General features: G+C 41.9%; 17 protein-coding genes. 14 read left to right on the forward strand and 3 right to left on the reverse strand.

Annotated features, from left to right (window positions below):
- Nucleotides 1–115: 115 nt before the first annotated feature.
- From LG307_RS08300 to LG307_RS08360, 13 genes are all read left to right on the forward strand, one after another.
- Complete coding sequence (locus LG307_RS08300; RefSeq protein WP_404449685.1) at nucleotides 116–1,864, forward strand: sigma 54-interacting transcriptional regulator; 1,749 nt, start codon at nucleotides 116–118, stop codon at nucleotides 1,862–1,864.
- A 272-nt stretch (nucleotides 1,865–2,136) separates the two neighbouring features.
- Nucleotides 2,137–3,660, forward strand: a complete 1,524-nt coding sequence (locus LG307_RS08305; protein WP_404449687.1) for a class I adenylate-forming enzyme family protein — start codon at nucleotides 2,137–2,139, stop codon at nucleotides 3,658–3,660.
- Between the two features lie 12 nt (nucleotides 3,661–3,672).
- Nucleotides 3,673–4,848: an acyl-CoA dehydrogenase family protein gene (locus LG307_RS08310; RefSeq protein WP_404449689.1), complete on the forward strand. Its 1,176-nt coding sequence runs from the start codon at nucleotides 3,673–3,675 to the stop codon at nucleotides 4,846–4,848.
- An 18-nt stretch (nucleotides 4,849–4,866) separates the two neighbouring features.
- The gene (locus tag LG307_RS08315) at nucleotides 4,867–6,015 is read left to right on the forward strand and encodes a thiolase family protein (RefSeq protein WP_404449691.1); all 1,149 of its coding nucleotides are present in this window, start codon (nucleotides 4,867–4,869) and stop codon (nucleotides 6,013–6,015) included.
- Nucleotides 6,016–6,581: 566 nt separating this feature from the next.
- Complete coding sequence (locus tag LG307_RS08320; RefSeq protein WP_404449693.1) at nucleotides 6,582–8,156, forward strand: fatty acid--CoA ligase; 1,575 nt, start codon at nucleotides 6,582–6,584, stop codon at nucleotides 8,154–8,156.
- On the forward strand, nucleotides 8,153–9,250 hold the full coding sequence (locus LG307_RS08325; protein ID WP_404449695.1) for a CaiB/BaiF CoA transferase family protein: 1,098 nt from the start codon (nucleotides 8,153–8,155) through the stop codon (nucleotides 9,248–9,250). The genes LG307_RS08320 and LG307_RS08325 overlap by 4 nt, the downstream gene beginning before the upstream one ends.
- A gap of 39 nt (nucleotides 9,251–9,289) precedes the next feature.
- Nucleotides 9,290–10,912, forward strand: a complete 1,623-nt coding sequence (locus LG307_RS08330) for a long-chain fatty acid--CoA ligase (protein WP_404449697.1) — start codon at nucleotides 9,290–9,292, stop codon at nucleotides 10,910–10,912.
- Between the two features lie 179 nt (nucleotides 10,913–11,091).
- Nucleotides 11,092–11,712: an NAD(P)-dependent oxidoreductase gene (locus LG307_RS08335; RefSeq protein WP_404449699.1), complete on the forward strand. Its 621-nt coding sequence runs from the start codon at nucleotides 11,092–11,094 to the stop codon at nucleotides 11,710–11,712.
- A gap of 52 nt (nucleotides 11,713–11,764) precedes the next feature.
- Nucleotides 11,765–12,214, forward strand: coding sequence for a GNAT family N-acetyltransferase (locus LG307_RS08340; RefSeq protein WP_404449701.1), 450 nt, complete (start codon nucleotides 11,765–11,767; stop codon nucleotides 12,212–12,214).
- Nucleotides 12,215–12,447: 233 nt separating this feature from the next.
- Complete coding sequence (locus tag LG307_RS08345) at nucleotides 12,448–12,960, forward strand: GNAT family N-acetyltransferase (RefSeq protein WP_404449703.1); 513 nt, start codon at nucleotides 12,448–12,450, stop codon at nucleotides 12,958–12,960.
- 42 nt (nucleotides 12,961–13,002) lie between these two features.
- Nucleotides 13,003–13,890, forward strand: coding sequence for a TIGR01777 family oxidoreductase (locus LG307_RS08350; protein ID WP_404449705.1), 888 nt, complete (start codon nucleotides 13,003–13,005; stop codon nucleotides 13,888–13,890).
- A 67-nt stretch (nucleotides 13,891–13,957) separates the two neighbouring features.
- The gene (locus tag LG307_RS08355) at nucleotides 13,958–14,338 is read left to right on the forward strand and encodes a TraR/DksA family transcriptional regulator (RefSeq protein ID WP_404449707.1); all 381 of its coding nucleotides are present in this window, start codon (nucleotides 13,958–13,960) and stop codon (nucleotides 14,336–14,338) included.
- Nucleotides 14,339–14,441: 103 nt separating this feature from the next.
- Nucleotides 14,442–15,155: a hypothetical protein gene (locus LG307_RS08360; protein WP_404449709.1), complete on the forward strand. Its 714-nt coding sequence runs from the start codon at nucleotides 14,442–14,444 to the stop codon at nucleotides 15,153–15,155.
- Between the two features lie 55 nt (nucleotides 15,156–15,210).
- Here the strand turns inward: LG307_RS08360 and LG307_RS08365 are convergent, their stop codons facing one another.
- The 3 genes from LG307_RS08365 to LG307_RS08375 form a co-directional block, all read right to left on the reverse strand.
- Nucleotides 15,211–16,485, reverse strand: coding sequence for an AAA family ATPase (locus tag LG307_RS08365; protein ID WP_404449711.1), 1,275 nt, complete (start codon nucleotides 16,483–16,485; stop codon nucleotides 15,211–15,213).
- 403 nt (nucleotides 16,486–16,888) lie between these two features.
- A complete protein-coding gene (locus LG307_RS08370; RefSeq protein WP_404449713.1) occupies nucleotides 16,889–18,241 on the reverse strand; it encodes an MFS transporter in 1,353 nt (450 codons plus the stop codon).
- A gap of 20 nt (nucleotides 18,242–18,261) precedes the next feature.
- Nucleotides 18,262–19,107 (reverse strand): patatin family protein, encoded by an 846-nt coding sequence (locus LG307_RS08375; RefSeq protein WP_404449715.1) that lies wholly within the window; start codon nucleotides 19,105–19,107, stop codon nucleotides 18,262–18,264.
- A gap of 233 nt (nucleotides 19,108–19,340) precedes the next feature.
- Between LG307_RS08375 and LG307_RS08380 the strand changes: the two genes are divergently transcribed.
- On the forward strand, nucleotides 19,341–20,327 hold the full coding sequence (locus LG307_RS08380; RefSeq protein ID WP_404449717.1) for an ABC transporter substrate-binding protein: 987 nt from the start codon (nucleotides 19,341–19,343) through the stop codon (nucleotides 20,325–20,327).
- The last annotated feature ends 36 nt before the right edge of the window (nucleotides 20,328–20,363 follow it).

Below are 20,363 nucleotides of genomic sequence, written 5' to 3' on the forward strand. Positions count from 1 at the left end.
CCCTCTTCTCAAAAAATAGAGAGGGGGGTATTTAACTTTAAATAGATAAAATATTCAAAAAAATAGAAAACTAAGCTACAATAGAGATACATTGTGACAAGAAGGTGGAAAGTCCGTGATCTCATTAAAAGAAATGATAACGCCGATTCCATATCAAATAAAAGAAGAAACCACACTTGAAGAAGCATTGAACATCATGAAAGAAGAAAAATATGGCATCTTACCTGTAGTGGATGAATATCGAAAATTAACGGGTGTTTTTACCCGAAGCAAACTATTTCAAATGGTCAAACAGGAAAAGCCCCTCACCACTCCAATCAGGGATTTTGTAAAAAAAGAAGTCTATTCTTTAAAGATAAACACACCATTTAAAGAATTGGAGGAAATTGTACGAAATAGCTCCGTAGGAACTGGTGTCGTGATGGATGCGGAAAACAGAGTCCTTGGTTTGTTTACGAAAGCGGATATGGTAATGGGTCTTCTTAATGTAACCAGAACTTTAAACTTGAAGCAATCCCTGCAAACGGCAATGGATCATGCCTATGATGGAATTTTATTAGCAGATGATAATCAAACGATTCAAATGGTTAGCCCCTCATTATTGGAATTATTCAGCATGCAATATCAGGATGTTTTACATAAAAAAACGGATACGGTATTTCCCCATTTTCAACTATCTAAGTTATATGAAACCGAAGAAGCAGAAGTTAGTGATTTTTACGAGATAAATGGAATCAAGTATATCATTCACCGAATCCCAGTCATACAAGAAGGCAGGATGGTGGGGGCCATTGTGAAAATTATGTATAGGCAGCTGAATGAAGTCAATGAACTTTTTAAAAGGCTCCAAAAGGCAGAAAACAAAGCAAGCTTCTACCACACGGAACTGGAAAAATCCGAAAAAGCCAGGTTTACATGGGATCATATCATCAGTGAAAATGTGGTGATGGAAAAAATAAAAAAGAGTGCTGCCAAAGCTGCTAAAGGGCGATCTACCATATTAATCAGGGGAGAGAGCGGGACTGGCAAGGAACTATTTGCACATGCCGCTCATAACAGCTCGGCTAGAAAAGATGGAAAGTTTGTAGTGGTAAATTGTGCGGCAATACCAGAAGACTTGTTAGAATCAGAGTTTTTCGGATATGAGGATGGTGCTTTTACAGGTGCCAGATCACGAGGTAAGATAGGAAAGTTCGACTTAGCAAATGGGGGGTCCTTATTTTTAGATGAAATAGGGGACATGTCATTGAATCTTCAGGCCAAGCTTTTAAGGGTGCTACAAGAGAGAGAATTCTATCGAGTTGGCGGTACGAAAAGAATTCATGTGGATGTAAGGATAATCGCGGCTACCAATCGCAACTTGGAAGAAATGGTGAAAGAAGGGACATTTCGTGAAGACCTTTACTACCGGTTGAATGTCATTTCTTTATTCATTCCGCCTCTTCGCGAAAGAATGATGGACATACAAATCCTGTCCGAAAAAATAATGAGCGAGCTTAACCGCGTTATTGGTACAAGCATTACGGGCTTCGAGGGACAAGCAAAACAACTATTAATGTCCTATCATTGGCCAGGAAATGTACGTGAACTAAGAAATGTAATGGAGCGGGCAATGACATTTGCTGAACATGGGAAAATCAAAGTGGAAGATCTGCCAGACTATATGATCGGAAGTACTCACGTGTTGTTGGATGAAACGGCGGTTACACAAGAAGAGTCGATGGTCGAGAGTGCAGAGCGCCATGCGATTGAAACAGCTTTGTCGAAAACTAAAGGAAATAAAGCAAAGGCTGCGAAGATGCTGGGAATAAGCAGGTCTAGCCTATATGATAAATTGAGGAAATACCAGTTAAATGAGAAGTAAATTACTTAAGGCCAATTCTCTGAGCAGGGAAGTAATAAAAAGGACCACATTACAAGTTGTACTAACACAATAATCACCATCTAGGGCGACATGAACTTAGTTTGTATAGTTCTTTTCACCATATACAGTGTAGCCGTAGAAGTGTCCAGATATTGGACGCTTTTTTGTATTTTCAGGATAGGGATAAGTTAGGAGCCTATTACAAGCTATTTATCAGTCTTGGCACACTTCTTGCATAAATATGGTTGAATCATTAATAGGGAGGAAAGTGTATGAACATTGGAATGTATCTGTCGCAAAATGCCAGAAAGGTGCCGGAGAAGCTTGCGATCGATTGTGAAGGGAGACAATATAATTACGACCAGTTCAACAGGGAAGTAAATAAACTTGCTCACGGTTTGTTAGATCTAGGTGTCACAAAAGGTGATAAAGTGGCGTTTATGATGAAAAACTCGGATTCCTTTGTTTTCTCCTATTTTGCTGGTGCAAAAATCGGTGCTGTTATTGTACCAATGAACTTTCGTTTAACGGCCTCAGAAATTCAATACATTCTAGAGCAGTCAGAAGCGAAAGTAGTTATCTGTGACGAAGAATTTGAAGCAACCATTGCAAAGGCGATGGCAGGCAGCGAAGTCGAAAAAGTAATGGTGGTGGGGACGCCGACGATTGCTGAAAACAGATCATACAAAGAAGTACTATCCTCCAATGAAGAAGATCCAAAGGTAGAGGTATTTGAAACGGATGATTTAGAAATTCTGTACACATCTGGAACGACCGGTCGTCCGAAAGGTGCTTTGTTCGACCACAAACGAATTTTCAATGTTGGACTTTCCATGATGATCAGTATGGGAATCAATCAGCATGAGCGCTTTCTACATATTGCACCGTTGTTCCATTCTGCGCAGCTGAATTTATTCCTTGTATCGGGAACGGTGCTTGGAGCGACGCATTTCATTCATCGTGATTTCCATCCCGTTCACACACTTCAAGCGATACAGGAACATAAAATTACTCACTTCTTTGGTGTGCCGGCCATGTTCAACTTCCTTTTACAAGTCCCGAATGCGGAAAGCTATGACCTCACTTCCATCAAGCGTTGTGGATATGGAGCTGCACCAATGGCACCTGAGCTTGTAAAAAAAAGCATGAACTTATTTAAAAATGATCAATTCTTCAATCTGTGCGGGTTAACAGAGGCAGGGCCGAACGGAATCTTATTAGACCCTAAGGGTCACAAAAAACATCTCGGCAAAAATGGGAAACCTTCGTTTTTAACGGAGGCAAGAGTTGTCGATGAAACAGGCGAGGATATTGAAGTCGGCGGAGTGGGGGAATTTATCCTAAAAGGTGAATCCATCATGAAAGAATATTATAAAAAACCGGAAGAAACGAGAGCAGCCTTAAAAGATGGTTGGTTATATACAGGAGATTTGGCCACCGTTGACGAAGAAGGTAATATCACCTTGGTGGACCGCAAAAAAGACATGATTATCTCGGGAGGCGAAAACGTTTATTCCATTGAGGTGGAGGAAGTGCTATATGAACACCCTCAAGTTCTTGAAGCGGCGATTATCGGCCTGCCAGATGAGGTATGGGGAGAAGCGGTATGCGCAGTTGTTGTTCCTCATAAAGATCAAGTGGTCAATGAAGAGGAGTTAAAACAGTTCTGCCGTCAGAAGCTTGCAGGCTACAAGGTTCCACGAAGAATTTTTGTGGAAGAGGTGCTACCGAGAAATGCATCAGGAAAAATACTGAAATATCAGCTAAGACAGCAATTAAATCAAGTAAATGCATAGGGGTGGAGTGATTTGAAATCGCTTTCAACGAAAAGAGAAGCAAGAAAACATCCATATTTAACAGCAGAGCATCAGCAGTTCAGGAAATCTTTGCGCAAGTTTTTGGAAAGGGAAGCAGTTCCTTTTTATGAAGAGTGGGAAAGTGACCGCATCATTCCTCGTTCGTTTTGGACGAAGATGGGGGAACAGGGCTATCTTTGTCCAGATATTGATGAAAAGTACGGTGGAAGTGAAACGGATTGGGGTTATTCCGTCGTCATCAACGAAGAACTCGAGCGTGTCGGAACAGGTCTGATCGGTGTCGCACTTCACAATGATATCGTGGTCCCTTATATCACAAGTTTTGGAACAGAGGAGCAAAAGCAGAGATGGCTGCCTTCGTGTGTGACTGGTCGTACGATTACGGCCATTGCAATGACAGAACCAGGGACGGGGTCAGACCTAGCGAATATCAAAACAACGGCAAGATTAGAAGGGGACCATTATATCGTTAATGGAGCAAAAACGTTTATTACAAATGGAATTCATGCTGATCTTGTAATCGTGGCAGTAAAGACGGACACAGAAGTTCAACCACAGCATAAAGGAGTCAGCCTGCTCGTTATTGAACGTGGGCATCTAGGCTTTTCTAGAGGAAGAAAGCTGGACAAGGTTGGGTTACACTCTCAAGATACAGCGGAGTTATTTTTTGAGGATTGTAAGGTTCCTAAAGAAAACCTACTGGGTGAGGAAGGTCGCGGATTCTTATACTTAATGGACAAACTGCAGCAAGAAAGGCTGTTGGTGGGCATTGGAGCCCAGATTGCCTCAGAAGAAATGTTGCAATCCACGATTGACTATGTGAAAAGCAGGGAAGCATTCGGAAGGCCTGTCAGTCAATTTCAGAATACTCAGTTTAAAATAGCGGAAATGGCAACAGAAGTAGAGATGGGAAGAGCCTTTCTTGACCAGCTCATCGCCGACCACATTGCCGGAGAAGATGTGGTGACAAAGGTATCGATGGCAAAATGGAAGCTCACGGAGATTGCCAGAAACATTGCGACTCAGTGTATGCAGCTTCATGGCGGATACGGTTATATGGAAGAATACAAAATTGCCAGAAGATATCGTGACATTCCAGTAGCTAGTATTTATGCAGGAACCAATGACATTATGAAAACGATTATTGCCAAAAACTTAGGTTTATAGGAAGGGAGATTTTTCACCATGAGAGAAGTCGTCATTGTGGAAGGGGTACGAACACCTGTCGGGAGAAGGAAAGGGTTATTGAAGGATTACCGACCGGATGATTTGGCAGGGGAGGTACTGAAGGAGCTTGTAAAGCGTGCCGGGATTGAGGCAGGACTTGTGGAAGACGTCATCCTTGGATGTGTGACACAGTCTGGAGAACAAGCAGGGGACATTGCAAGGGTGGCCTCCTTGATTGCAGGTTTTCCGATAGAAGTGCCAGGAACTACGCTAGACCGCCAATGCGGCTCTAGTCAACAGGCTGTCCACTTTGCTGCACAGGCTATCCTGTCAGGAGACATGGATGTCGTCATTGCCGGTGGTGTCGAGAACATGACGAGAGTACCGATGGGATCCAACTATCAAAAGGCGCCATTCAGTGACAAGCTGCAAGAAAAATATGAAATCATCAACCAGGGTCTTTCCGCTGAAAGAATTGCGGAGAAGTACGGATTTACCCGTGAGGAGTTAGATACCTTCTCGTACGAAAGCCACCAAAAAGCATTAAAAGCGCAAGCCGAGGGTTATTTTACAAAAGAAATCATGCCGATTGAAGTGACATTGGAAGATGGCTCGACATTTTTAATGAAGGAAGATTCCGGTCCTCGCAAGGAAACGTCGGTAGAGGCGCTTGGTGGATTAAAAACGGTGTTTAAAGAAGATGGCGTCATCCACGCAGGAAATGCAAGTCAGATCAGTGACGGAGCTGCGGCGATTCTGTTGATGACCAAGGAAAAGGCACTGGAGCTTGGATTAAAGCCACGTTTCAAAGTTCATACAAGAGTGGTGGTCGGGTCCGATCCAACCTTGATGCTGACAGGGCCAATTCCGGCGACGGAAAAAGTGTTGCAAAAATCAGGCCTATCCATTAGTGACATTGATGTGTTTGAAGTCAATGAAGCCTTTGCACCGGTACCGATGGCATGGTTGAAGGAAACAGGCGCAGACCCTGCAAAACTCAATCCGAACGGGGGAGCAATTGCGTTAGGTCATCCGCTGGGAGCAAGCGGAGCTAGATTAATGATCAGTATGATGCATGAACTTGAACGTACTGGTGGTAGGTACGGCCTGCAAACAATGTGCGAGGGGCATGGAATGGCAAACGCAACGATCATTGAAAGGCTCTAAACGCCGGAAGCACCTCCGGAAGAGGAGGAACTGTCTAATAGAAGGGTTCTAAACGCCGAAAGCGCCGCTGGAAGAGGGAAAACTGTCTAATAGAAGAGCTCTAAACGCTGGAACCGCTGTTGGAATGGGAGGAACTGTCTAATAGAAGGGCTCTAAACGCCAAAGCACCGTTGGAAGAGGGGAAACTGTCTAATAGAAAGGTTCTAAACGCCGAAAGCGCCGCTGGAAGAGGGGAAACTGTCTAATAGAAAGGCTCTAAACGGCGGAAGCGCCGCTGGAAGAGGGGAAACTGTCTAATAGAAAGGTTCTAAACGCCGAAAGCGCCGCTGGAAGAGGGGAAACTGTCTAATAGAAAGGTTCTAAACGGCGAAAGCGCCGCTGGAAGAGGGGAAACTGTCTAATAGAAAGTCTCTAAATGTCGAAAGCACCTCCGGAAGAGGAGTTACTGTTTAATAGAAAGGCTCTAAACGGCGAAAGCAACTCCTAAACCCATGCAACTGTCTAATAGAGTCATTACCTTAAGTAATATAACCACATATTACTCACCAAAAAGTAGGAGGATGAAGATGTCGATAACAATTGGAAAAATCTTTAATCTTACCGTACAAAAGTTTCCGGATAAAGAAGCGCTTCATGATGTGAAGAAAAATGTACGTTTTACCTACAAAGAATGGAATGTGGAAGTGAACCGGTTAGCCAATGCCTTGTTGAAAGAAGGTGTAAAAAAAGGGGAAAGGGTCTCCACACTACTTTTTAACACTGAGGAATTGGCAACAACGATGCTTGCTTGTGCAAAAATTGGTGCCGTCTTTAATCCAATCAATTTCCGCTTACAGCCGGAAGAAGTGGCATTCATTCTAAACGACGCCAAGCCGAAAGTCGTGATGTATGAGAAAGCACTGGAGCCTGTAATTGCTTCCATTGCAGGCCGCTTTGAAGAAACGGGATTCTGGATTATAGATGGGGGAGAAACCAGTTACTCATCCTCTTATCATGAAAAATTGAAGTCTGCATCCACTGATGAAGTATCAATCAATGTTTTGGAAAACGACACATATGCCATTATGTATACGAGCGGAACGACAGGAAGGCCAAAAGGAGTCGTTCATCGCCATAGAGATATGGCTGAGCAAAGCCTAATCGTTATTTCTGCGACCAAACTGGAAGCGGAGGATATTGGACTGGTGACGGCTCCTATGTTCCATTGCGCGGAACTGCACTGTGCTGTGATCCCAAGAATCCATGTTGGTGGAAAAAATGTCATTCTGCATCATTTTGAACCAAAAAAGGTGCTCCAGCTTATACAAGAGGAAAAGGTGACAAAGTTTTTTGCTGCCCCAACTATGTGGAATATGCTGCTGCAAGAAAATTTCAATGAGTATGACTTGAGCAGCCTGAATCTTGGCTTATACGGAGCTGCCCCAATGGCACCGGCACTTGTCAGGGCATGTCATGACTTGTTGGGAATTTCCCTTGTCCAGGCATATGGCATGACCGAAATGGGGCCGGCAATCACCTTCCTATCTGAAAAAGATCAGCTCAGGAAAGCAGGTTCTGGCGGACAGGCCTGCCTGAACCATGAAATAAGAATTGTACGGCCGAACGAAGATGGACCCAGTGATCCAGATGATATGTTGCCTGCAGGGGAAGCGGGAGAAATTCTTGTAAAAGGCCCATGCATTATGAGCGCGTATTTTAACAGGGAGGAAGCGACTGCGGCTGCCATGTATAAAGGCTGGTACCATTCAGGGGACATTGGTTATCTGGACGAAGAAGGCTATTTATATGTAAAAGACCGGGTGGATGACATGATCATCAGCGGAGGGGAGAACATCTATCCACGGGAAGTCGAAGATGTTCTTTATGAACACCCTGCTGTGTTGGATGTAGCCATTGTTGGTCTGCCTGATGACCGTTGGGGAGAGACGGTAACTGCTTTTGTAGTGAAGAAGAATGATAGTGTGACAGAAGATGAACTGGATGCCTTCTGTTTGAATAGTTCTGAGCTTGCTCGCTATAAGCGCCCTCGTAAGTACATGTTTGTGGATGCCCTGCCTCGAAATGCGAGCGGGAAAATTCAAAAGTTTGTCTTGAGAAAGCAGATGGAAGAACTTGTGACAGGGGAAACACCATCCCGATGATGGAAAAATTGCTTGAAGGCATTAGAATACTTGATTTCACCAACTATCTACCAGGTCCATATGCCACGCAACGGCTTGCAGATCTTGGAGCAGAGATCATCAAAGTGGAGCCATTGGCAGGTGATCCCGCCCGTCATACTGGAGTGAAACGTGATGGGACCGGTGTGGTGTATCTCGCAAATAATCATGGGAAGATGAGTGTATCCGTCGATTTGAAAAACAAGGGTGACAGGGAAAAAATCATGGGTTTGGTTGAAGATTGCGATGTAATTATCGAAAGCTTCAGGCCAGGTGTCATGTCTAAGTTCGGTCTTGACTATGAAACTATTAAACTCTATAAACCTGACATCATCTATTGTTCTATTACAGGGTACGGGAACCATGGTAGGTGGAGAAAGCTTGGAAGTCATGATATCAACTATATGGCGCTGAGCGGTATGTTGGCACAATTAAAGGATACCTCCGGCCGTCCCATTCACCCATCCATCACCATAGCCGACTACTTTGGCAGTATGGCTGCATGTGAGATGGTCCTTGCACTGTTATGGAAAAAAGAACGGTCAGGTCTAGGTTGCTATCACTCTATCAGTCTGACGGACGTTGCCGCTTCCTTCATGGGGACACATCTCTTGATTCATCAAGAGACAGGGGAGGAGCAGGGCATCACGTTACTGAATGGAGAACTTATCAGCTACGGAATCTATGAAACAAAGGACGGGCGATTTATGGCCCTCGGCGCACTGGAAAATAAGTTTTGGCAGAACTTCTGTGTAGCGGTGGACCGGGAAGAATGGCTTGGCGCACATTTTTCGGTCAGAAGAGACAGTAATCCTGTTGCACAAGGGATGGAAAAGTTGTTTGCCGAACGAACTTTTGTAGAGTGGACAACGCTAAGCCAAGAGGTCGATTGCTGCTTAACACCAGTGTTGGAAGTAGGGGAGCTTTCAAGTTATCCATATTTTCAAGAGAATAATAGTATTTTTCATGATGATAAAGGAAATGTGAAGGTTGCGATGCATAGTGGAAGTAACAACGGGTATAAGCCTGCACCATCTGTGGGGGAACATACAGTGAGATTGCTGGACAAGCTCTAATGTAAGTTAAATTCATTTAATTGAGAGGGGTAATGTTTGATGATGAATGTACCAATGACCGTCAGTTCCATGCTGGAAAGAGCGGAAAGATTTTTCCCGAATAAAGAGGTTGTGTCAAGAACTCTATCAGGCGTACAGCGCTTGTCCTATCGAAAAATTGGGGAGCGGACACGCCGTTTGTCAAGTGCACTAGAAAAGCTAGGAGTGCAAAAAGGAGATAGAGTAGGAACCTTCGCATGGAATCATCACCGCCATTTAGAAACCTATTTCGGCATTCCAGGAATGGGGGCGGTGCTGCATACGATTAATATCAGGCTGGCTCCCGAGCATGTGTCATATATTGTCAACCATGCAGAAGATGTGGTGCTTTTTGTGGATGAAGACTTGCTGCCGTTAGTGGAACGGGTAAAGGATCAACTGGGAACAGTGAAAGCATTCATCATCATGACAGATAAAGAAGAGCTCCCAACGACGTCTCTGCATCCAGTATTCTCTTATGAAGATTTACTTGAAGAAGGGGACCCTAATTTCTCCTTTGTAAAAGATATCGATGAAAACGACGCTGCAGGTATTTGTTATACTTCCGCCACCACGGGTAACCCCAAAGGTGTCGTCTACTCCCACCGCTCCTTGGTGCTTCATAGCTATGCCCTTGGATTGGCGGATACGGCAGGGTTATCGGAATACGATACATGCATGCCGGTAGTACCTATGTTCCATGCAAACGCTTGGGGATTGCCGTTTGCCGCAACTTGGTTTGGTACCACACAGGTGTTGCCAGGACCACAATTCACTCCGCAACTTTTAGCAGAATTTATAGAGAGCGAGAAGATTACATTGACTGCCGGGGTTCCGACCATCTGGCTTGGTTTGTTAAATGAATTGGAAAAGGGATCCTATGACACATCAAGTCTGAGGGCAATATTGTGTGGGGGATCCGCTGCACCTCGCGGGATGATCAAGGCCTTTGAAACAAAGTACGGAATACCTTTCTTACATGCATACGGTATGACGGAAACGACGCCACTTGCTACCGTTTCCAGGTTGAAAAGTCATCAAACAGATTTAGATGAAGAGAAGATGTTAGATATCCGCTCGATGCAAGGGTTGTTGGTTCCAGGCCTTGAGATGAAAATTGTCGGTGCAGAAGGGGAAGTAGAATGGAACGGCACGGAAATGGGTGAGCTATGCTTGCGCGGCCCATGGATTGCAGACGAGTATTTCAAAGACGAGCGTTCGGCAGATGCCTTTATCGACGGCTGGCTTCATACAGGTGACGTCGTTACAGTGGATGAAGAAGGAGTCGTCAAAATCGTTGATCGTACAAAAGACTTAATTAAAAGCGGTGGCGAATGGATATCCTCTGTTGATCTGGAAAATGCCATCATGGCACATGAGGCAGTATTTGAAGCAAGCGTAGTGGCGATACCGCATGACGAGTGGCAGGAAAGACCAGTCGCATGTGTCGTTTTGAAAGGAGCCTATGCCGGCAAAGTAGATAAGCAAGAGATAATCGATTTCATCTCCCCTCAGTTCGCCAAATGGTGGCTGCCGGACGAAGTAATCTTCATGGAAGAAATACCAAAGACATCGGTAGGGAAATTCCTGAAAAGGGTTTTAAGAGATATTGTGGAGAAAGAGATGAAGAGTACGGTGGAGTAAAGGATATAGAGATTGGAGCAGGCCTGATGTTTTGAGCAGGCCTGTTTTTTGATAGACTTAATTGTTAAAGGGAATGACGACATCCAAGTGCTTAAAGTAACCTTATTCATTGGAAAAAAGATATAATAACATTAATAGTATAGCGGATTACTTGTATTCACAAAGGAGATTATTTTTTCATGAATATTTTAATTTTAGGTGCGACTGGACGAGTTGGAAATCAAATACTTTCACATGCCCTTACCGACAACCATCAAATTACTTTATTAGTACGCGATCCAAATAAGATAAAAATGAATGATGTAAATCTAACTATCATTCAAGGTGATGTTCTGAATGAAGATGATATCGTACGCGTAATGCCTGGGAATGATCTAGTAATTAGTGCACTAAATACTGACGGAACAACCACTTTATCAGAGAGTATGCCACTTATCATCAAGGCAATGGAAAATGAGGGCATACAACGGATTATAACTATAGGAACTGCAGGCATCCTCCAAAGTAGAATTACCCCAAATTTATTGCGTTATCAGTCAAGTGAATCAAAGCGTAAGTCAACCCGTGCAGCGAAAGAACATCATAAGGTTTTTGATATGCTTAAACAAACAACACTCAAATGGACTATTGTGTGTCCAACGTACTTGCCTGATGGAGAAAGAAAAGGTGAATATCGGGTAGAACACAATTTTCTCCCAGAGGGTGGAGTTGAAATATCAGTGCCAGATACAGCTGAATTTGCATTTAATCAGATAAAAAGTAGCGATTATATTAAATCGCGGGTAGGCATCGCTTATTAATCCACAGTTTTAGATAAGTATAGGACCGGAACATTTAAAAAGGGGGATACATTTGGAAAAATACGAAGTGCAGCAAATTCATAACGTGTTGGATATTAATATGAATAAATTAGTAGAACAAAGCAAAGGAGATGGATTTCGTTTTGTTGAAAGATTACTTACGGAATACAAAAGCGGAATTAATACATTCAATCAATCTGGAGAAGGTTTATTTGGCGTCTTCAATGAAGAAGGTGAGCTAATTGCCATTGGTGGTTTAAATAATGACCCATATTCTAAAGGACAAGCCGTTGGCAGGCTAAGACGGTTTTATGTTAGTAAAGAATATAGAAGAACTGGATTGGGTAGCGTTTTGGCAAAAAAGTTAATAGACGAAGCAAAGAAATATTATAAAATTTTAGTGCTTCATACTGACACGGAACAAGGTAATAATTTTTATTATTCTTTAGGATTCTCAAAGGACAGTTGTTTTCCAAAATCAAGCCACTATATGGAGTTATAAAAAATAAATTTTAACTAAGTTAACGGGCGGGATTCATAAATAGTTTGGCTTTCCATAGTTTATAGTTATAGCTATTATCTCAATAATAGATAAAAATACTTTTTAAAAATCATGTTCATATCCGAGCGTGATTTTTTAATGGAGTGAAACAAAAGGTTGAGATTATCCTTTGGTTTTGAAATAATTGGTATAAAGCAATTAACCTTTATATAGTTTTAACAAGGAGAATTCTAATGAAAATAAGTACTACTAGATTACTAATCCGTGAGTTTGAAGTGGAAGATTGGAAAGCTGTTTATGATTATACATCAAAGGAAGAAGTGATGAAGTATATTCCTGAAGGGATCCATACCGAGGAAAAAGCGAAACAATTTGTAACTAACAATAGAGGCACCAATGCGGTGAACTTCCCTGTGATAGTAAAAGAGAGTAATACCTTGATTGGATATATAGTCTTTCATAAATATTTTGGCAATCACACATATGAAATAGGTTGGGTGTTTAATCCTGCCTATCAAGGAAAAGGGTATGCTACTGAAGCAGCTAGAGGTGTATTGGAATACGGTTTTAAAGAACTTGGCCTACATAGGATCATTGCCACGTGTCAGCCTGAGAACATCTCATCTTATCGCGTCATGGAGAAAGCAGGGATGAGGAGAGAAGGATTCTTTAAGAAATGCATCCCTCATGGCGGGGGTTGGTGGGATGAATATTATTACTCGATTTTGGAGGAAGAATGGAAATGAGAAATGAGTTAAATAAAAAATTCTAGAAAAGAGGTACCGCCATTGAAGAAAAAAGTTGTGCTTGCAGGAGGAACTGGATTTATCGGTAAATACCTAGAAAAGCAGTTTGTTCAACAAAACTATGAAGTTATTATTATTTCAAGGCAGCCTCAACATATAGCCTGGAGAGATATGAAAGGAATTAAAGCAGCGGTCGACAATGCGGAACTAGTCATCAATTTGGCTGGAAAGTCAGTCGATTGCCGCTATAATGAGAAAAATAAAAAAGAAATTTTTGATTCAAGGACGGAGACGACGAGAATTATCGGAGAAGCAATCGAATCTGCATCCAATCCTCCTGAACTATGGATCAACTCCAGCACAGCAACGATTTACCGCCATGCTGAGGACAGACCGATGACTGAAACAACTGGTGAAATAGGAGAGGGCTTTTCCGTAGAAGTGGCAAAAGCGTGGGAGAAATCATTCTTTGACTTTAACTTGCCACAAACAAGACAGGCTGCATTGCGGATTGCTATTGTACTTGGAAAAGACGGAGGAGTAATGACGCCTTTTAAAAACCTGGTCACATTTGGCCTGGGTGGGGTACAGGGGCCAGGTACACAAATGTTCAGCTGGGTACATATAGAGGATGTTTATAAAATCATGCTATTCATTAGAGATAGAAAAGATTTGAAGGGAGTGTTCAACTGCTCTGCTCCAAACCCAATTTCAAACCAGCATTTCATGGCTGAGATGAGAGAGAAAATGAATAGAAAGATAGGGTTGCCATCACCAAGGTGGATGCTCGAGATTGGCGCTGTCGTCATCAGGACAGAAACAGAGTTAATTTTAAAAAGCAGGTGGGTCATTCCTGAAAGGCTGGAAAAAGAAGGCTATCAATTCAAGTACCCCAAGATAAATGAAGCATTAGCAGAAATTTTATCCTAGAATATCGGTTTGTTTTATTCCGTGTTTCAAAGGGTATACCTTCACTAGATGAAGGGAGTAGATAGAAATGACATTAACAAAAGACAAGCAGAAAACACTTCAAACCAAACTGGAAAAGATGAAAGAAAGCATAGAGAAAAAGCAGGAAAGCAGTATTTTAGACGAGTCCTTGCGCGAATCCACAGGAGAAATCACTACTGGGATCGGCAATCACTTGGCAGAAGGTAACGCTGAGAGAGTGGAACGAGAGCAGGAACAGACCTTTGAACAGATAGATGAAAAATTGCTAGGTGAGATTGAAGAAGCTTTAGCTAGAATAGAAGATGGAACGTATGGTACGTGTGTCGATACGGGGGAAGAGATTCCTTATGAGCGACTTGAAGCATTGCCTTATGCCAAGCGGACTGCGCCTGCTCAGGAGAAGTTTGATAAAGGCGTACGATATTGATTAAAGAGCCACCGGTGAACCGGTGGCTTTATTTTTCATATAGCAGGATAAATGCCTCCCTTTATCTAATATATAGTTAGAAAACAAAAAGAGGAATGCATATATGAAAATCATAAACACGAGTCTAACGCACAATCACCAAGTGCCTAATAATCATGGAACTCACAATAATAGCTATGATATTCATATCACCATCAAATTAAATGACGAAACACTTAATTTCAGCTATTCGTTAATGGAAGGAGAAACTGTCTGGGGCCATACCTTTGCGTATGATCAATCCGGTTATGAAAGACCCGGCTTGCTTTCCCCAAATGATTTCAGGAAGTTATTCGCTAGCACAGAAGTAAGCCAGCATGCAATTCAAGTTGAAAGAAAGCTTGGAGTTATAGGAAGATGCAATCTATCTACATTTTCCGAAGAGGAGTTTAGTACGTTTGATTTTGTTTCTTTTCATGATTTATGTAAACAAATAGCAGGCGTTTTTCATGTGAAGCCTCATGTTCACGAAGAGCTTGGTATGTGCAGCTATCATGCAGTAAAGTATGAGTTAAAGGATGGACCAATTTATATCCTTTGTAATGATTATCATGTAGCCTTCACTCTTGAGGTGGACAGCTATCCCAAGAAATTTATCAATCACCACAAGCTAGCTTCCTACTTTCCCCCTCCCTATAAAGTCTACACGGTGGAGGAACTTAACAAGCCTTTCCATAAAGAACAGATAAATCGTAAGTTAACTGCTTGGGAAATTTATAGTATCAATCATTGGAAACCGGAAACCCTTGGGGACTTCCTCTTCAATTACTGGGATTAGTAGTGATAAAAAGCCTGAGACCACCGCTTCTTAAGTGAAAGGTCTCAGGCTTTTTTTATCTTATAAAACCTACTTGTTCAGCATCCGTATCCCATTTAAAGTTTTTCTTCTTCTTATTATCTGCCTGTAAGTCCGCACAAATCTTTTCCACGTCCACTGCCTTTTCATAATGCCACTGCAACGCGACGGAAGTGTACAATTCATTCAGCTGGGCATAAGAGAATCCGTCTGTCAGCTGAATGATCTTCCTTAACTCTTCTTCCGAAATGAATTGAAGCATATTCTTCTTTTTCAAATAGCCCATTCTTAATTCCAAAGTAGGAAGTTTAATTTCGTATGCCCTGTCAAAACGTCCGGAACGATTGATGAGAGCGGGGTCTATTTTCTCAGGATAGTTGGTGGTACCGATGAGGAAAATGCCTTCCTTGGAAGTGGCGCCATCCAGTGTATTCAAGAAAACGGATCTGACTTCAATCGGCATCGAATCAATATCTTCAATCACTAAAACCATCGGTGTCATTCTATTAACGGTGGAAAACACTTCATGGATGGAGTAACTGGAAGTGTGCTCTGTAATCTGCCAGTAAGCAACAGGAGCGGTAATGCTGTTGGCAATCGACTTCACCAATGTGGTTTTTCCATTACCCGGCTTTCCGTAAAGCAAGATTCCTCTTTTATAGGGAATATCATATGTTTTAAAGAAGGAGCCACTATCTGTAAAGAACTCGTCGATAGAACGATAGATTTCCTTTTTAAGAGATTCTTCTAAAAAGACATCATCACGTGTTACAAACGTTGTAATTTTCTCTTTTGTGCTTTCAATACCGTTCTCCGTATCCGTAAATACGGTTACATAATTTTTCGTATAGTCCCGCTTTCTTTTAATTACATAGTTTAAAAAGGTTAAGAGGCCTTCATTATTTTTAGCCATAATAAAATCATGGATGCTCTCTGTATGAGTTTGAAAAATAGGGCATCTGACCACAGCCACTTCATACTCTTTATAGTAGTAAAGAGTGTTGGAAAGACGAGGTTTGATGATAAACTCGAGCTGATCATGGTTGTGATTAGAGGAGATTGTTCTTGTTTCTAGTCCATCAAACACATGGGTAACAGCTTCCACTTTTTCAGGATGTATCTCTAAGTCCTCTTCAAGTACTTCCCAAATCTCATTGGATGTTTCATCATCCGCATACAAATGAAAGTCAGTCCCATATTTGTTATGTAGGGCGTTTTTCAGTTTGCTGATCACATACCCGAAATCATAATAGCTCCCGATCTCTTCGCGGTCTTTTTCATTGAAGTGAATTAAGTAAGGTGTTTTTTGCATGCAAGTCCTTCTTCCATTTTTGGTAGTTATTTCTTAACACTATTCATTTTACTGAGAAAAGGGGATGGAGGCAATAAAAAAGACAGTCTTGAATGGACTGTCAGATAAGTTTTATTTAACCTGGTCAATATGAAGCAGTTTTGTCATCGAACGAGTAGAACGATGCCAAAGTTACTCAATACGAAGCAGTTTTGTCATCGAACGAGTAGAACGATGCCAAAGTTACACAATATGAAGCAGTTTTGTCATAGAACGAGTAGAACGATGCCAAAGTTACTTGATACGAAGCAGTTCTGTCATCGAACGAGTAGAACGATGCCAAAGTTACTCAATGTGAAGCAGTTTGTCATCGAATCCCCTCAAAGATATTTGTTTTATAAGTTAGACCCAATCATCAAGTCTGTCACTCTTTCCCTCTTCTATACTGATAAAACACAACTGAGGTCAATAACAATAGTACTGTAACCCCAAGGAAAATATTGCGGTAAATCTCTTCCACTGGTAAGCTTCCTTGCCATACAATCAACAATCCGGTCAATGCCACTCCAAAGGCGCCTCCGAAGAATTGGATAAGCTGGGCAATTCCCATGCCTGCTCCAAGCTCAGATTTATCCAATATCCTTGATATTTCATTGGAAATGCTTGAAGTGAGTGCTGAAAACCCGGTGCTCATGAACATATAGGTAACCAAAATGACGTATGGGGAAAGATTCCCGAGTAGTCCGAATGATAGGGTGGAGATAATTAAAAATACCTGACCGAACAAAATCAGTGGCATATTGCCAAAGCGGTCGATGAATCTGCCGATAAATTGAGCAGCAATGGCAGAAAGGATTGCCCCAGGAAAGATAAGCAAGCCAATGGTTGCCGGTTCTTTGTTAAAAATAACCGCCAGCATAATCGGCATTAAAAATAACGCCGAGAAATGTGTGACGAATGCACCAAATCCAATACCCAATAACTTCACAAACTGTGTATTTTTAAAGAGTGCAGGTTGAATGAACGGTGTAGAAACTTTGTGTATATGACGCCAAAGCCAGAAGAGCGCTGCAATGCTAACCAGTAAAATTGGCATCTTAAAAGTCGAAAGATATAGTAAAAGTCCTGTTACGCCAATACCGATTAACAGCCCACCAAGGTAGTCAAATTTAATTTTTTGTGTTTCTTCATGAGGTAGAAGCTTTCGAAACAATGGCAATAGAAGTAAAACAAATCCTGTCACGACGAAAAGATAATGCCAGCCCAAGTATTGGGTGATCAGCCCACCTATAACCGGGCCAAGTCCAAATCCAAGGGAGGCAGCAGAAGAGATGAAGGCCATCGCTTTCCCTCTTCTGGAAATAGGAATATATCGTCCAGCCAACACCATGGCGAGCCCCGGAACAGCGCCCGCACCTGCAGCTTGCAATAGTCTTGCCGCCAATAACCAAATGAAATCCTGCGAAAAGAAACCGATAATCGAGGAAATGGCCAATAAGCCAAGTCCTATGCTCAGCAACTTTCTAATTGGTAAAAAATCGGACAACCTGCTGTAGGTCAAGGTTGAAATGGCGAAAACGACGGAATAGCCTGATACAATCCAGGAAGCGGTGGAGGAGGACAGGCTCAGCTCACTCAATACACTTGGCAAGGCAACATTGAACATGGTTGTATTCATGACCACAAGCCAAACGGTGGCGCTCCAGATAAGGATGATTTTATCTTCTTGTATGAAGGGTTGTTCTAGTTCTTTATAATCGGCAGTGTGTGATGCCATTCGTCTCACCAATTTCTATCTTAGTTTTGTAAAAATTCTTGTAGTGCCTTGTAGTTGTTTTCCGCATCCTTATATCCTAGTTCATAAAGTGCTTGTAGACGTTCTTTTTTTCGTTCCATTCTTCCAACAGGCAAAGGAATGCTTGGTTGGAATACAAAGGTAGAACCAGTTGCTTTTGCTTCTTCGACATAATCCAATGTCTCATTATAAAGTTTGTACCGGCTCTGAAGGCGTTCGGAAATAATCGGATATTGCTTGTATTTGAAAAGGGAAGAAAATCTGCTTGCTTTCTTTTTATAGCCAACAGGTTTCGTCAAAATGACAACATTTTTCTCAAAGCCATCTTTTTGTGCTTTTTTAAGTGGAATAGGATCAATTATTCCGCCGTCCAAGAGCATTCTGTCGCGATAAGCAACACTTGGTGCAACAAAGGGAAGGGAACTGGATGCCCGAATCAGCTGAAGCATATCCTCTCCGTGCTGATCCATGTTGTAATAAATAGGTTCGCCTGTCAGACAATCCGTCGTCACGACCACAAACTGCTCTGTTCTGTTTAAAAATGTTTCATAGTCATAAGGAACAAGTTTATTTGGGATTTCATCAAATAAAAAATCCATGTCAAACATCTGGCGTTTTTTCCAAAAGTTACGATAGGAAAGATACCTAGGGTCACCAACAAAGTCGATATTGACCTTTTTATTCCTACCCGGCTGTCTGGATAGATAGGAAGCCGCCATACAAGCTCCGGCAGAAACACCTATCACATATGGAAAGTATAAGTCCTTTTCCATAAAATATTCTAAAATTCCGGCAGTATATACCCCGCGCATACCCCCACCTTCAAGTACTAATCCACTGTTCAACAACTTCGATCCCTCATTTCATATCTCTAAAAATTCCATTCTTTTCATAAAGCATATTGTAACAAACGACTATAACCTTTGTCCGAAAAGGTGCTTGAAAAAGTGGGGGTTGAAAAAAGTCCATGTAAGTTGTTCAAAAAGTGCATAGTGTTTCTGGTATATCAGTCCTATAATAATAATGAAAATCATTATCAATTACATAGACTGGCTTACAGTCAAAAGAAAGGGAGATAGAAATGAGAAAGAATAAAGGGTTTATACAATTACTGCTTGCTTTCAGTATATTGGCATTAATTTTAGCTGGATGCGGAGCAAACAATACAGGAAGCAATACAGGCGAAAACAGTTCTAAAGATAGTGAAGCAGCAAAAACGGAAGAGTCTTCTGAATACACAGTTCAGCATGCAATGGGGGAAACAACGATTGAGGAAACGCCTAAAAAAGTCGTTGTACTGACAAACGAAGGAACCGAAGCTGTATTGGAGCTTGGTGTAACTCCGGTTGGTGCTGCTAGTCCTGGGGTAGGCACGGAGTGGTACGCTCATATTAAAGAGGAAATGGAAGGGGTAACGGAGCTAGGGGAAGAAACAGCACCGAACCTAGAAACGATTGCAAGCCTTCAACCTGACTTGATCATTGGAAACAAAATTCGTCATGAAGAAATCTACGAACAATTAGAAGCTATTGCACCAACTGTATTCTCTGAGGACTTAGCTGGAGATTGGAAGCAAAACTTTGAACTGTATGCAAAAGCATTGAACAAAGAGGCAGAAGGTAAAGAAGCAATGGCAAACTACGATAAGCATGTGGAAGAAGTAAAAGGGAAGCTCGCAGATAAATTGGATATGGAAGTTTCCGTTGTCCGTTTCTTACCAACAACGGTACGTATTTATCAAAAAGATACATTTGCAGGGACAATCCTTTCTGACTTAGGATTTGCACGTCCAGAAGCACAAGATAAAGATAATTTCATGGAAGTCATTACAGAAGAACAGATGAGCAGCATGGATGGAGATGTTATGTTCTACTTTAACGCCGACTATGATGAAGAAAAAGGCGGAACAAAAATGCAGGAAGCTTGGATGCAGCATCCTCTTTATGAAAAGTTGAGTGTTGCTCAAACAGATTCTGCATACAAAGTAGATGAAATCATCTGGAACCTATCTGGTGGGATTAAAGCTGCAAACCTTCTATTAGAAGATATTGTGAAGTATATGGAATAAAAGTAAATTGAAAATAAGGAAGGTTGGCATATGCTG

This window comes from Sutcliffiella horikoshii, assembly GCF_044809035.1.
GTDB lineage: Bacteria > Bacillota > Bacilli > Bacillales > Bacillaceae_I > Sutcliffiella_A > Sutcliffiella_A horikoshii_G.